Below are 13,623 nucleotides of genomic sequence, written 5' to 3' on the forward strand. Positions count from 1 at the left end.
GAGCTAAATTATCCAAACTCGCTGTGCCATCCACCTGTAAAAATACCCAGACTGAGCGAGTCCGCATGGCCAATTCAAGGGGTATTTCCCAAGTTACACCCACTTCAAGCCCAAAACACAGAACTATAATGAACCTAAGAAACATAATTATAGTTACAACATTCAATTTTTTGTAAACATTGCACACGCCGGCACCGAGTTACCGGCGTTCAGTCCGGAATAGGAGCAGACCATAGGTAAAATCGCAGCCGCCTATCAGGGCTCCGTTTGGGAAACGGAGCCCTGATAGGCGAACGTTACCTCTTTTCGCATTTTCGCCTTATCCCGCGCCAACGGGAGTGAAATGCTTTTTATGCTGCTGATTTAATGAATCTATAGTAGGCTTTCCCAAACGATATATTCAGATCCTTGGGGAGGCCAAAAATGTCACAATCCACAAATGTAGCTTCTTCCTCATCGAAAAATAAACGCCCTTACAGGAAAGGCAATCCATTGTCGCCGTCAGAAAGACAGCAGGCTCTGGTTGCTCGTAGAAAAGACACCCATAAAGAGATCCGTGTGTACGTGCAGAGTGCGCTGAAAGAAGACTTTCAACGCTTATGCGAAGCAGAAGGTCTTACGCAAACAGAGATGCTCGAAGTATTAATCAAAGCCGCGAGCAGCCGGTTAGCTGAAGACGTTACGGAATAACTTTCTTGAGTGTTTTGGGATCCGGTGTTAGATTGCTGATCAGTTAGAGAATTTTGGTGAGCCACGCCGTAAGGTGGCAGGGAATGGGTACTGTGTAGAAGGTTTTACAGGCCCAGAAAAGCAAAAACCCCGAATATCTTCTTCACTTTGGCGGGCGAGGAAAGATAATCGGGGCTCACTAACACTGTATAGAGTTGTTGCTCTATGCAGGGAGTATAGATTTATGCCTTTTAAAGGTCAACTCCTCCGGCGCAACATAAGCGTTGGGAGCCGTGTCTGAACAACAGTTTCCGTTCTCACCGTTAGCAAACAGTGTTTCTGCCTGTGTTTATCGTCCTTCGCGCCGGGGTGAAGCTAACCGTCTGCGCAAAGGGCAGTCGAAGACGCACCGCAACAACCAGCCGGTCTACACGGGCAAAACGCCGCGCGGCATGGCTGCAAAAGTGGTGGCCTGCTTCCGTCAGCATGACTGGCGTCGAAATGCCGATTTGATCGCGCTTCGTCGTACTGGTTACACGCCTTACTCTCGTGCTTCTGACCCTTCCTTTACCCCTAAACCTATGCGTATTACCCCACGCTCTGAGAGCCGTGAGGCGCTGACCTGTCTCTCTTTGGTTCTGGCCGCAAATTGTGACTACAACCCGGACAGCGATTACCTTTTCGAAATGATGCTGCCGGTGGAAGAGATTGCCCGCCGCATGAATGCGCTGCACGTTTATGAGAATGGTCGTAAAGCCTATGACGTTCTGCTCCATGCCCTGCGGGTGATGGAGCAACTGGACTACGTGGTGATACACCGTGACCGCGAAGCCGATTCTGGCCAGAACAAGCCCATGCGAATTTTTCTCACCGACAAATGCTTTACTTCACGGGGCATCGCCGTTGAAAGCATCCGGGAGTGGTTGCATAAATATCGCCAGTGGGCGGTAGCCAGCGGACTGGCGGAGTCGATGCAGCAGAAATATCAGCGTCACCTGCTCAAAATGGCGCGTTTGGGCATCAATATTGACCGCCACCATTCACTTAAAAACCGTCTGAGACAGATAAAACGCTGGGTTGTCAGCCCGGAGCTGCGCGATGAAAAAGCGCGAACTGAGGCCGATATTGGCGCCGTTCTTGACGAACAGGCGCGTAAAGTGCGGCAGCTGCGTCCAAAAAATAGCACGGCCACGCATGAGAACGCCTGGCGGCGTTTTACGGCCAGTGGTCTGCTCACCACGGTTGCGCAGATGTCGCTGGAAAGTGCCCTCAAAGCCGAGTTCCCGACGCTGCTGTCCACGGATGCTGAGACGTTTTATGAGCGGCTCCTGGAGCGCGCCGGCGTTCCACTGTCTTAACCACATTCCTCTCTAAACCTTTCCCCTTCCTGCGATTTTGCGGGCCTGATGCTGGCATTTTTTCCGTTCGCGGATGCCTGGCAGGCTTCCCCACGTCTGTTGTCCGCCAAAATGTGCACCGGTGACGGTCGGGGCATGCTCACGATACGGCGCTGGCCAACGTCTGATTAATAAATAATCGTTTAAATTCGAAGAGATAATTCCCCCGGTCGAGGCATCCCATTAACTTCGAAAATCCTTCTTCAGATATGAGTAATTTCGAACGTTACTTCTGAACAAAACAAGCTTTCTAAAGAAAGAGTACTCCTGAGCCAGCCACGGCATGGCATCTGGAGTAGCTCCCTTCGCTATGCTCAGGGCAACCACACCTTATCAACGGCATCATTTGGCAGGGCAAAAAAAGAAGTAGCTCCCCGGACAAGCCGGGGCATAACACTCATCATATTAGTTACAACATTCAATAAACTTCAACCACGTCAACCCCCAGCACCGAGCACAAACGCACCCCCTCCGCCCACCTGAAAAGCCGCCCCGCCCCGGGCCAAAGGCCCGGAACAGAGTGGCTTTAAAAGTGAATGTTGTAACTACTGCGGTAGTGTCGCTTTGAGAGGTTTCGCTTTGGTTTTGGGGAACACGCTCGTAAGCGCCAAAGGCGCTAACGCGGAGATACGCCCTGGCTTCGCCAGGACCACTCCGACCGCGTACCTTGACGTTTCGTTGCTGTGAGCAGCAATGGTCTGGCAGGGCGAGGGACGGGCATCGGTGTTACCTATAAAACCAGGGCGGCTGCGCCGCGTCACGGCGACCCTTAGCTGATGGTGTCACAGGCAACAATCATTGTCGCCTTCATGCACTTACGTGCATAAAAAATACAACCCATCGCATTCAAGGAATTTGTTACGCGGCCGTTCACCGTTTCCCTAATGAACCTCTTCAACTTGGTACCCTTGTACATCAAGACTCTCCGAAAACAATCTTAGGGTTCCTTGCGATACAGCCAGTAACCAAACGTTGCAACAGATCTCATTATTCCGCTCGCATCACAAACACGCTGTTAGGGTCTATCGAAATATCAACGTCCTCGCCGCGCGACGGCGGGGAGGATAGTGGCGTGTTAAACATGTCAATAGTGATTGTCTCATTGCCAACGAGCAGGCGAACCCGAATTACGGAACCATAAAAGCCAACCCCCGTAACCTTGCCTCTCAGTATGGCATCTCCCTTGTGGACGCCAAAGCGTATTGCTTCAGGCCGGACTGCCAATGAGATATGGTCGCCCCGCGCTAAACCCTGCGGAAGTTCCAGATTTTTGAGAGTTGCGGTTGCGACCTCCACTGCCCCGCTCGCAGGGTCCAATAGTGTTGCATTGAGGACAGAAAGCGTTCCAACGAACGATGCGACGAAACGAGTGGCCGGACGATTGTAAATTTCAAGTGGTGTGCCAAATTGCTCAACTCTTCCGCTGTTCATGACAGCAACCCGGTCAGACATCGACAATGCCTCTTCCTGGTCGTGAGTCACAAAAAGCGTGGTGATGCCAAGTTCAGTTTGGATGTCTCGAATCTGTTCACGCAAAGAAAGACGAATCTTTGCATCAAGTGCCGAGAGCGGTTCATCAAGCAATAGCATCGCTGGTTTTGTTGCCAACGCTCGTGCCAAAGCCACGCGCTGTTGCTGGCCGCCCGAAAGCTCATAAGGAAAGCGCCGCTCGAACCCTGTCAGACCGACGAGTTCCAACATTTCAGCAACGCGCCTTTGAATGTCTCGATCTGCCATGGCCGCGATTTTTAGACCAAAGCCGACGTTGGCGGCAACCGACATATTCGGAAACAACGCGTAAGATTGGAATACCATTCCAAGGTTGCGTTGATCTGGGCGCAACCTGGAAACATCTCTCCCATCAATCAGAATTTGGCCAGTTGTCGGATGCTCAAATCCTGCAATCATACGCAATACCGTAGTCTTTCCGCAGCCTGATGGGCCTAGAACCGAAATGAATTCGCCTTTTCGTACTTCAAGATCTAGATTGCGAACGACTTCATGCTCCCCGAACCGTTTGATGACCCCGGAAAGGTGAAGGGCGGTATTTGTTTTAGCGGAGGACGCGACCAGATTCATTTACTCTCTCTTTGCACATTAGGTGAAAAACGCGCCAAAACTTGGACCAGTCCCATTGCGGTCCAGGTAATGAAGAATGACAGAATAACCAATGCCGCCGGTTCATAGGCCTTTGCGACCCCAACTCTCTGGATATAGGGGCCAAAGGCAGGCCTCGTGAGAAGACTCGCCATCACGAACTCACTGATTACAACGGCGAAAGTTAGGAACGCACCAGACAACACTGAAACCAGTATATTTGGTAGAATTATGCGGGCAATAATAGTGATTGGTCTGGCGCCAAGAATTGTTGCAGCCTCAGTGAGAACGCGGGCATTGATTGCTTGGAGGCCGGTATCAACAGCTCGATACAGATACGGAAGCGCTAGCGTCACGTAACCACATATCAACAATATATCGGACCCGCGAGAAGTTCCTGTAAGAGGAAGCAGCGATGAAGAGGAAAACATTCGCACATAGCCAAACACCAATATTATTGGTGGAACGATCAGCGGCAGCAGCACGATAAACTCGACGGCTGGCCGAAGCCATGGGAGGCGCAGGCGTACCAAATATACGGTTGGCACGACGAGAATAGTGCCTACGAAGATGGTGCATAAGGCGATGAGCGCCGAATAACTGAAACTCGAAATGAAATCCGGATCGGCGAACACGTAACGGTAGGCATCGAGACTGTAGCCATCGCGCCTTAGGCTAAGCGAGAACTCTGCTGTACTGATCAATGGCATGAGGAAAAAAGCAACACCTAGGGACAGACAGATCCAACGAAGAAGATGCATAGTTTTTATCATCTGAGCCACCGTTCAGCGCGGGTGCGGAGGATAAGATAGATCGTGTTGGCAAACGCCATGACGATAATCATGCCAAGCGCCAGTGCAGCACCGAGACTGTCATTGTGCAGGACGTCACCACGGATCTGCGCATATAGCAGAATCGGCACGATGTTCACCGCGTAACCGGTGAGGGCATAGGCTGTGGCAATTGCCCCGAACGAGTTCGCGAAAAGGAGCGCTAGTGTCCCAAGGAGGCTGGGCCACAAGATGGGCAGGCCAATATGTCGCCAATATTGCCAAGATCTGGCGCCTAGGATTGACGCAGCTTCGCGCCAGTCTCTACGCAAGCCATCAATGGCTGGCATCATGATGGTAATCGTGATCGGGATCTGGAAAAAGAGATAAGTGACTGTTAGACCCCAGAAGCTGGCCAGATCGAAGCCTTTGGCATAAATATCTATGCCAAAGGCCGCCTTGATTGCTACGGAGACTAATCCGAGACGTCCAAGTGTTGCGACGAACGCAAAGGCGAGTGGAACTCCCGAGAAGTTCGAAGCGACGCCGCAGAATGTCATCACGATAGAACGGACCTTAGTGCTGCCTATACCGCGGTCCACGTTTAGAGCAAGGCCTAGGCCAATTATTGCACCAAGCACAGCTGACGCTGCAGAGAGCCTTATAGACTCGGCAAACGCGCCTGTAACCTCAGGCGTGTTGAGGTCAGCAAAATTCCCGAACGTCAGGTGCCCCTGCTGATCGACAAACGCGTTGGCGATCAGCGAAACTGTTGGCGCGACCATCATCACGAGAGCGAAGATGAAAAACGGCGCGACTCCGATCAACGCGGACCAATCCAATCGTCGTAACGCCGAAGCTCGACGAGTGATAGGAAGCTCGCAGGGTTCGGAAATCCCCAACTCAGTGACTTCCTTCTTCGACAGGGACACCTTAGTTCTTCTTGGCATTTGCGTTGATGCTCGTAGTCCAGTTTTCAGCGACAATCTTGCCGACTTCGATCAGCTCCTGAAGTGCCGGGAACACGACATTATCCCCGGATGGAGGAAGTTTAGCGACCATCTCATCCGTGATTGAGCCAGCCTTCCGCATTTGGTCGAAACGGATCGGATGGCAGAGACCGTGCAGAAATCCGATCTGCCCTTCGTCGGAATACAAGTACTCCATCCAGAGCTTCGCCGCGTTGGGATGAGGTGCATACTTGCTGATCGCCTGGGCGTAAACGCCCGCAACGGTCACCTTGGGGACGATTGTTTCAATGAGAGGGTTGCCGTGGAAGTTTTCGTTGTAGATGACTCCGTTAAAGTCCCAGCGTGATGTAATTGGCGTTTCGCCTTTGGCAATTGCAGCAGCGGTACCGAAAGTCGGAACGAGATTACCGATTTCATTGAGTTGACGGTAGAACGCTATACCCGCCCTGGCTGCATCGGCACCCGATTTCGCGCCAGTGGCCAGTCCGGCGGCATAAATGCTCAGGATCGCGTTGTTCGCCGTTCTCGGGTCTGCTGGTAACGAAATGCTTTTCTTGTACATCGGATCGCGAAGATCAGACCAATCAGTAGGGCTTTTCTTGGCCACGTCCTTGTTCACAAGGAATGCCAGCACGCCATAATAGTCGCCGTACCAGTGCCCTTCCGGATCCTTAACGGCGTCCGGAATCGAATCCCAATTCTTGACCTTGTACGGCTGCAGTAGTTCGTCCTGCATGGCCGTCGGACCAAACACCATGCCAACGTCGATGACGTCGGGAGCCTGCGGTCCCGTGTTCCCAATGTTAGCCTTGATCGTGGCAAGTTCTTCTCCCGAACCAGCGTTTGGATTCAGTTCATTTACGACGAGGCCGTACTTGTCCTTGAAGCCCTGAATGAGAGCTCCATAACCGCACCAGTCGTGTGAAACGGCAATCACTGTCAATTGACCTTCAGCTTTGGCGCCAGCGACGAGGGCATTGAGGTCTTGTGCCGATGCAGCGGCGGGAAGGACGGCCAGCGCCATTGTCGCCACGCTGGCGAGCAGTCCTGCAGTGGTATTCACGCGCATCATTCTCTCCTAGTTTTTCATCCAACGAACAGGCCTTGGAGGCATCCATATGAAGCCGCCTTATCGACAGCCAGATTATTGATCTTGCGTTACACTGGTGTGACATTATTAGAGAATAAGTGATATTTTATGGCTTTAAGTTCGTCAAGAAGTATTTCTCGTTGTGCCTCTTGATTTTCGTCATATGTCTTTCGAGTAAAATAGCAATAATATCAACATATTATGTAAAAATAAAAAATAGCCCTGAAGGTTATGAAGACGTTCCGGCCGGGGAAAACTAGTTAAAATGCTACGGGGTATTGTGAAATACGAGGTGTATGAGGGCGTGTGGCTTGGGAAATGTGGGTATTTAGGTCTTTTCCCAGAATAGATTTCGCTATTAAATCTGAATGACTCCCTCCTGCATCCCTATCAATAGTTCATATTTGGGTGTTATCTTGATCATAAGTATATCTTTAATCTGTCATTTTTAGTCGAATCTCTTGGAGCGCGGGTGGGCGTCATTGACACAATGGCGTGCACAAAATATCATTATATCTCAACAAACATAACATTGTGGCTAAGGAGTACCTCGCGTGATGACTGAAGTTCGAAGCCAACGAATGGGCAGATTACCTGCTGCTAGCCGGCTGCAGGCAATAACCGAAATGGTTGATGCTGGATCAAGTATCAGCATTGCCGGGCTAGCGGAGCAGTACTCAGTGTCGATGGAGACCATACGTCGCGATATCGCAGCATTGGAAAAGGAAGGGCTCGTCTACCGTGTGCACGGTGGCGCCATGCCGGCTGGGCGTTCAGCTTCTATCAACATCCGGGTGAATAACCTCAGTCTCGAGAAAGCGTCGATAGGAGCATTGGCGGCGAGGTTGATAGAGAAAGATGAATGGATATTCCTGACGCATGGAAGCACGACGCTCTCAGTTGCGAGAGCGCTTAACGACGGTCCTCCAATTTCCGTGATGACTAATATGCCGGCAATTGCTGAGGCTCTCCACGGTGGGACAAAGCATCGCGTAGTGTTAACCGGCGGCGAATACAACCACGCTGATGGCGCTTTGGGCGGCCAGCAGGTTCTTGAGGCCATTTCCGAGTGCGTGTTCGACACCGTCATTATGGGTACTTACGGAATCAACCCTGTGCATGGGCTGGTCGAGGCCGAGAAGTACTACCAGCATCTCAAGCGCCTACTTTGTCAGAGGAGTAGCAGGCGTATCTTTGTTGCTGACCACAGCAAGTTCGGCGCTTCAGGCCCTTACGTTTCCGTTCCCCTATCAGAAATAGGCATCATTGTCACAGACTACGCTCCGCCAAAAGACTTCGTCACCGTTTTCAATGAATCGGGCGTCAAAGTTATTTATCCAAGTACTATTGGGACTAAACAACATGATCTGTAAAGCGAAAAAAGTCATTATTCTTGGCATCGATGGCTTAAGACCGGACATGGTCAACGAATGGACGATGCCCAATCTGACTGAATTGGGACGAAAGGGCACTTGGAGCAAGAACCATAAGACCGTCTTCCCTAGCGAGACACGGGGCGCGTTGACTGCTCTCGTCACCGGAGCACACGCTGAAACCAACGGGATTTTCGGTAATCAGTTCTACATCAGAGACACCGACCCCAATCAGATTTTCACTGAAACTACCCACGACTGGTATGCTGCAGATAATCGGCTCAAAGGGCAGTTGGTCACCGCTACATCGCTTGCGAAAGTCTTGCGTGACGCAGAGAAAAAACTCGCAGTCATAACATCCAGTGGCCCTGGAGCTCTGTCGGCGTTGAATTGGCAAGGTGACAAGTACGGACAAATTGGGTTCAATGTAAAACACCCCCAGACTTCCTTCCCTCATGACTTCGCAGCGAGAGCGCATCGCAATCTAAAAATTCCAGCCGGAGGCCTCTCCGTGGACGGCCCGAAAACAGCTCTCAAGTTGTTTCAGAAGGAAGTATGGCCACACCATCGTCCAGACGTATCTATCCTGTGGTTCACAGAGGTCGACAGCGCGACGCATTTGTACGGATTAGGCTCACCCGAACATTATGACAGGATGCGCCTTTGTGACGATGTGGTAGGAGAGTTTCTCTCTTGGCACAGCCTTCAACCCGACCGGGACGAAATCAGCATCTTCGTCGTGTCTGACCACGGGCACATTACTATTAGTGGTTTAGTGTCAGTTGCAGAAGAACTGCGAAAGGCCGGCTTTGCCGCAGACTCGTCTTTCGAGGATAATGCTACTGATCTTCTTTTGAGACCCGGCCGTGCAGCGGGAATTTGGATGCGAAGGTTCGATCCCGTACTTCTCGGGGATGTTTTGAGCTTTCTGACTGAACAAGAATGGTTCGGTGGTGCATTTACTCGTGCCATTGAGCCGGGGGGCCCTGACGGTATCCTGGCCAATACGCTGGCGCTCGAACTCATTGGTGCTGGCGGACCCCGCGCACCAGATTTATGCGTCAATCTTGCAGCTGGTCTCGGCGTCAGCGCAGCTGGCATCCGTGGTAGTGCCTATTATGATGCGGGTGACTACGACTTGCGGTTGGGTGGTGGAACACATGGCGGTCTTCACGCTGCCGAGCTTTCGTCCGTTCTAGCCACCTATGGAGCGGGGCAGGCGAAGGGGCTCATTACGGATGCGCCAAGCTCGATCACAGATATCGCTCCGACAGTCCTGAGCATATTAGGTATACCATGCCCAGCATCGATGAGCGGGAGGATCCTAAGAGAGCTTACTGACGACAGGTCAATTTTGAGCGAGGTCACCAGTAAGAGGATACGATCGTCGGGAGGCATCAAACCAACCGTGCTAAGCGTCTCCAAGTTGGGTGACCGCATGTACCTGAACGAAGGAGGCGTTGAGGGGACTATGTCGCACGACATCACGACAAGTGGCGGTGTCGGAGCGGTACAATGACCAACACAGTCCGCGCGGAGAACGTTAGAATACCGTTGGAAGTGGATTTCAGAAGTGGGGATTGGGAGCACTTCCGTATCAGAGCGCAAGCACCGATGACCTCTCGCCGGATCTACGCGGTCGCTGATATCCACGGCTATGATTTTCAGCTCAACTCCATGGTGAGGAGAATCTGGGAAGATATGGCGGAGGTGCCGAGCGAAAACCCCATCATTGTATTTCTTGGTGACTATATCGATCGTGGCCCGAACTCCAAACTCGTGGTCGAAAGACTTTGTGAACTGCAGAAAAGCAGAATCTTGGACTGTGTTTTATTGAGAGGTAACCATGAGCAATGGCTCATCGATTTCTCGCAAGACAGTACCGTTCTTCCTGTCTGGGGCCGAAAAGGAGGTGTGCAGACTCTCTGTTCATATGGGGTGCCCTTGTCGCAAATTGAAGCAGGCATCGAGGACCCCTTGGTTGCCGAAGATGTCCGTCATCAATTCTTGAACCTAGTGCCAGTGGAACATATGGCGTTCTTTCGTTCATTACTGAGTCACTTTGAATTTGGTGACTACTTTTTTGCCCACGCGGGCGTTGATCCAGATATCCCGCTCGATCAGCAGACTGATCATGACCTGACGTGGATCCGGTACAAATTCTTGGAGTCAAGAAAAGATTTCGGGAAAGTAGTGGTCCATGGACATACCCCGGCCAAGAACGTAGAAAGCCTGCCGAACAGAATTAACGTTGATACGGAAATTTACACCCGCGGAGTTCTCAATTGCGTAATTCTGGAGGATAGAACTCGTCACCTCCTCAGCGTTAAAGGTGATAGCTCAATGCCAGCTAACGTGAAGATCTCTTTGCCTGACAGTCATCATAGCCGCCTGCCGTCCATCAAATAACAAAAAGCGCAGCCGATAAACTGCGCTCTCTTTCAAGATCTCGACCTGTGCGACTTATGGCTGGGGTTTTTCGTCCCAGCGTTCAAAATGAAGCACCGAGCCGCTGGCCTGAATCCATTCGACGAATGCCTTGGTATGCGCGTATTGCAGATGGGCGTCGAACGCCGCCTGGTCGCGGAATTTTTCGTACACGGCGAAGCGGTTGGCGATCTGCGGGTGCTGATGAACGGTGAAACCGAGACAGCCAGGTTCGGCGCGGGTTGCCGGCACCAGTTTGTCGAACTGCGCGGCAAGCTCGTGCTCCTTGCTGGCAGGAGCGGTCGGGAAGGCGATGATGGTGATCGTGCTCATGAATTGATTCTCCTATCGATGATGGGGCGTGCTGACGGTTGCAGCGTCAGTCACAACTCGCCAGTCAGGAATTACGCGCGCCCGCGCCCGAAAGACCAGTCGGCGTCGGTGTTCTCCACCAGCGAAACGATCAGGTCATCCGGCGACAGACCACACGCAGCCTGCAATTTCTCCGCCAGCAGTCGGTAGAACTCGGTTTTCTGTTCTTGCCGACGCGGGCGGGATACGACCGTCAGCAGCACGACATGGGCCGAGCGCGGATAGCCCAGCCCGGTGTCTTGCAATACCAATCGCCGGGACGGTGTTGAGTCACGACCTGATAGCGGTCACTGGGCGGCACCTGGAACGCCTGAACCATTGCCTCATGGGCAGCGTCCAGCAGCGGGCGGATCTGTTCCTCACTGCGACCTTCGATCACGTCAAACTTGATAAGTGGCATCTTTGATTTCCTGTCATAGCAAAGGTGGGTTGTAGTCAGGATGTCCTGGCACCCTTGGTTCTGTAATGGCCGAGGAAGATGTCCACGGCCTCATCGATCACCGCCTGGCGTTCGGTACGGCTGAATTTCTCGTCACGTCCCAATACCCGAATCCATAACAGCGGCTCGTCGATCAGACCCAGGAACTGGCGGGCGGCGCGTTCGCCGTTCGTGACGTTCAACGCCCCGATTTCGGCTTGTTTCTCGATATAGGCGCGCACGGCCCCCATCGCCGGCGTCTTGCCGTGCTCGAAGAAGCTCTCGATGAGATCCGGGAAGCGCGCGCCCTCGGCGATGACCATGCGTAGGAAATCGATCGCCAGCGGCGGCTCCCAGAACGCGGCAACTGCGACTGCGATGCGGCGCAGGCCGACTTCCGGGTCGGCCTGCGTCTCGGCCTCGGCCACAATGTCCAGCACCGGGAAGGCGCTCCAGACGCGCTCGATCACGGCGCGGAACAGGGCTTCCTTGCCGTCCGGGAACTGGTTGTAGAGCGTGCGCCGCGCGGCACCAGCCTCCTGTGACACCAGATCCATGCTCGTGCTCTCGTAGCCCTGCCGCAGAAAGACCCGTGTGGCCGCTGCAAGGATGGCGTCGCGCTTGGAGAGCGCGGCCGCAGGCGCCGCTACAGCCTCAAAGATCGAAACCACGGGCTGCGACGAGGCCGTGTTGCGCTTTTGTGTGGGCATATGAATCTCCTCTTGACTGCACTGCATTGTGCAATACAGAATTGCACTATACCGTGCAGTGCATGTGAGAGCAAGCAAAGCACTCCCTTCAACCGAGTGAGTCCCATGAACACAAAGAATACCCCCTCAACGGCCGCGTCCCAGCCGGGGCGCGGCACGCTGGCGCTGCTGGCGGCGGCCTGCGGCATCACCGTCGGCAATGTCTATCTGTGCCAGCCGCTGCTCGACCAGATCGCGGTGAGCCTGGGCGTGCCCGCGCAGACCGCCGGTCTGGTCGCTGTCGGCGCGCAGGTCGGCTACGCGCTGGGCATCCTGCTGGTGCTACCGCTGGCTGATGTGATTGCTTCACGCAAGCTGGCGCGCACGCTGCTGGCGCTGACTGCGCTGTTCCTGCTGGCGGCCGCCCTGTCGCCGACGACGCCGCTGCTGATCGCGGCCAGTGTGGCACTGACGGCCACGACGGTCATCCCGCAAATCCTGATCCCGATCATTTCGGGGCTGGCCGCACCCGAACATCGCGGGCGCATCATTGGCACGCTGCAAACCGGGCTGATTCTCGGCATCCTGCTGTCGCGTACTGTTTCCGGCGCGGTGGCGCAGGCGACCGACACCTGGCGTTCGCCCTACCTGCTGGCGGCGATCCTGACCGGGCTGTTGCTATTGATCGTGCCGCGTCTGATCCCTGACCGCGAGCGTGGGGCAACGCATACCGGCTACCTTAACCTGCTGCGCTCGCTGCCGCCGCTGCTGCGGTACCGTCCGCTGCGCCTGTCGATGACGCTGGGCTTCCTGGTCTTCGGCGCCTTCTCGGCTTTCTGGGCAACCTTGGCCTTCGAGCTGGCCAGTCCGGCCTTCGGCCTCGGCCCTGCTGCCGCCGGTCTGTTCGGGTTGTACGGCGCGCCGGGGGCCATCCTGGCGCCGATGGCCGGACGGCTGTCTGACCGCATCGGCTCGTTCAAGGTCAACCTGCTGTCGCTGGCGGCCGTCGCCGTGGCCTTCGCGCTGGGGGGCTGGGTCGGCGGCATCTCGCTGCTGGCGCTGGTGGTGGCGGTCAACCTGCTCGACTTCGGCCTGCAAAGCGGCCAGATCGCCAACCAGACCCGCATCTTCGCGCTCGGCAACGACATCCGCGCCCGCGTCAACACGCTCTACATGGTCGCCACCTTCGGTGGCGGCGCGGCTGGTTCGTTCGCGGGCACGCTGGCCTGGAGTCTGGGCGGCTGGACTGCCGTCTGTGTTCTGGCTCTGGCGCTCGCAGCCATGGCTGGCGTAGTGCTTATCCTGAACCGGCCATCCTCCTCTCATTCCTCGGGCACGCAAGCCTGATCC

Annotated in this window: 14 protein-coding genes; 6 read left to right on the forward strand and 8 right to left on the reverse strand. The window is 54.1% G+C overall.

Annotated features, from left to right (window positions below; genetic code table 11):
* Positions 1-423 precede the first annotated feature (423 nt).
* Both repA and ABIC79_RS24405 read left to right on the forward strand, forming a co-directional pair.
* Entirely contained in the window at positions 424-690 is a 267-nt protein-coding gene (repA, locus tag ABIC79_RS24400) for a replication regulatory protein RepA (protein WP_241917316.1), read from the forward strand.
* 272 nt (positions 691-962) lie between these two features.
* Positions 963-2,027 (forward strand): Replication protein, encoded by a 1,065-nt coding sequence (locus ABIC79_RS24405; RefSeq protein WP_241917317.1) that lies wholly within the window; start codon positions 963-965, stop codon positions 2,025-2,027.
* Positions 2,028-3,053: 1,026 nt separating this feature from the next.
* Here ABIC79_RS24405 and ABIC79_RS24410 read toward each other — a convergent pair.
* From ABIC79_RS24410 to ABIC79_RS24425, 4 genes are read right to left on the reverse strand one after another with little or no spacing between them, the layout of a single operon-like run.
* A complete protein-coding gene (locus ABIC79_RS24410; RefSeq protein WP_013578305.1) occupies positions 3,054-4,145 on the reverse strand; it encodes an ABC transporter ATP-binding protein in 1,092 nt (363 codons plus the stop codon).
* The gene (locus ABIC79_RS24415; protein WP_013578304.1) at positions 4,142-4,936 is read right to left on the reverse strand and encodes an ABC transporter permease; all 795 of its coding nucleotides are present in this window, start codon (positions 4,934-4,936) and stop codon (positions 4,142-4,144) included. The genes ABIC79_RS24410 and ABIC79_RS24415 overlap by 4 nt, the downstream gene beginning before the upstream one ends.
* On the reverse strand, positions 4,933-5,883 hold the full coding sequence (locus ABIC79_RS24420; RefSeq protein ID WP_013578303.1) for an ABC transporter permease: 951 nt from the start codon (positions 5,881-5,883) through the stop codon (positions 4,933-4,935). The genes ABIC79_RS24415 and ABIC79_RS24420 overlap by 4 nt, the downstream gene beginning before the upstream one ends.
* The gene (locus ABIC79_RS24425) at positions 5,867-6,976 is read right to left on the reverse strand and encodes an ABC transporter substrate-binding protein (protein WP_241917318.1); all 1,110 of its coding nucleotides are present in this window, start codon (positions 6,974-6,976) and stop codon (positions 5,867-5,869) included. Before ABIC79_RS24425 ends, ABIC79_RS24420 begins: the two co-directional genes overlap by 17 nt.
* Before the next feature lie 575 nt (positions 6,977-7,551).
* Here ABIC79_RS24425 and ABIC79_RS24430 point away from each other — a divergent pair.
* Genes ABIC79_RS24430 through ABIC79_RS24440 form a run of 3 tightly spaced genes read left to right on the forward strand, consistent with a single transcriptional unit; the run spans position 7,552 to position 10,776 of the window.
* Complete coding sequence (locus tag ABIC79_RS24430) at positions 7,552-8,367, forward strand: DeoR/GlpR family DNA-binding transcription regulator (protein WP_013578420.1); 816 nt, start codon at positions 7,552-7,554, stop codon at positions 8,365-8,367.
* Positions 8,357-9,886: an alkaline phosphatase family protein gene (locus ABIC79_RS24435; RefSeq protein WP_013578419.1), complete on the forward strand. Its 1,530-nt coding sequence runs from the start codon at positions 8,357-8,359 to the stop codon at positions 9,884-9,886. Before ABIC79_RS24430 ends, ABIC79_RS24435 begins: the two co-directional genes overlap by 11 nt.
* On the forward strand, positions 9,883-10,776 hold the full coding sequence (locus tag ABIC79_RS24440) for a metallophosphoesterase (protein ID WP_013578418.1): 894 nt from the start codon (positions 9,883-9,885) through the stop codon (positions 10,774-10,776). The genes ABIC79_RS24435 and ABIC79_RS24440 overlap by 4 nt, the downstream gene beginning before the upstream one ends.
* A gap of 54 nt (positions 10,777-10,830) precedes the next feature.
* Here the strand turns inward: ABIC79_RS24440 and ABIC79_RS24445 are convergent, their stop codons facing one another.
* The 4 genes from ABIC79_RS24445 to ABIC79_RS24460 form a co-directional block, all read right to left on the reverse strand.
* Entirely contained in the window at positions 10,831-11,127 is a 297-nt protein-coding gene (locus tag ABIC79_RS24445; protein WP_013578417.1) for a putative quinol monooxygenase, read from the reverse strand.
* A gap of 71 nt (positions 11,128-11,198) precedes the next feature.
* Positions 11,199-11,411, reverse strand: a complete 213-nt coding sequence (locus ABIC79_RS24450; protein WP_354568760.1) for a tautomerase family protein — start codon at positions 11,409-11,411, stop codon at positions 11,199-11,201.
* Positions 11,360-11,566 (reverse strand): tautomerase family protein, encoded by a 207-nt coding sequence (locus ABIC79_RS24455; protein WP_354568762.1) that lies wholly within the window; start codon positions 11,564-11,566, stop codon positions 11,360-11,362. The genes ABIC79_RS24450 and ABIC79_RS24455 overlap by 52 nt, the downstream gene beginning before the upstream one ends.
* A 35-nt stretch (positions 11,567-11,601) precedes the next feature.
* On the reverse strand, positions 11,602-12,294 hold the full coding sequence (locus ABIC79_RS24460) for a TetR/AcrR family transcriptional regulator (protein ID WP_013578415.1): 693 nt from the start codon (positions 12,292-12,294) through the stop codon (positions 11,602-11,604).
* Positions 12,295-12,399: 105 nt separating this feature from the next.
* On the opposite strand from ABIC79_RS24460, the gene ABIC79_RS24465 reads away from it, so the two are divergent.
* Entirely contained in the window at positions 12,400-13,620 is a 1,221-nt protein-coding gene (locus ABIC79_RS24465) for an MFS transporter (protein WP_354568765.1), read from the forward strand.
* The last annotated feature ends 3 nt before the right edge of the window (positions 13,621-13,623 follow it).

It is taken from the genome of Rahnella sp. 2050 (assembly GCF_040544515.1).
Taxonomy (GTDB): domain Bacteria; phylum Pseudomonadota; class Gammaproteobacteria; order Enterobacterales; family Enterobacteriaceae; genus Rahnella; species Rahnella aceris.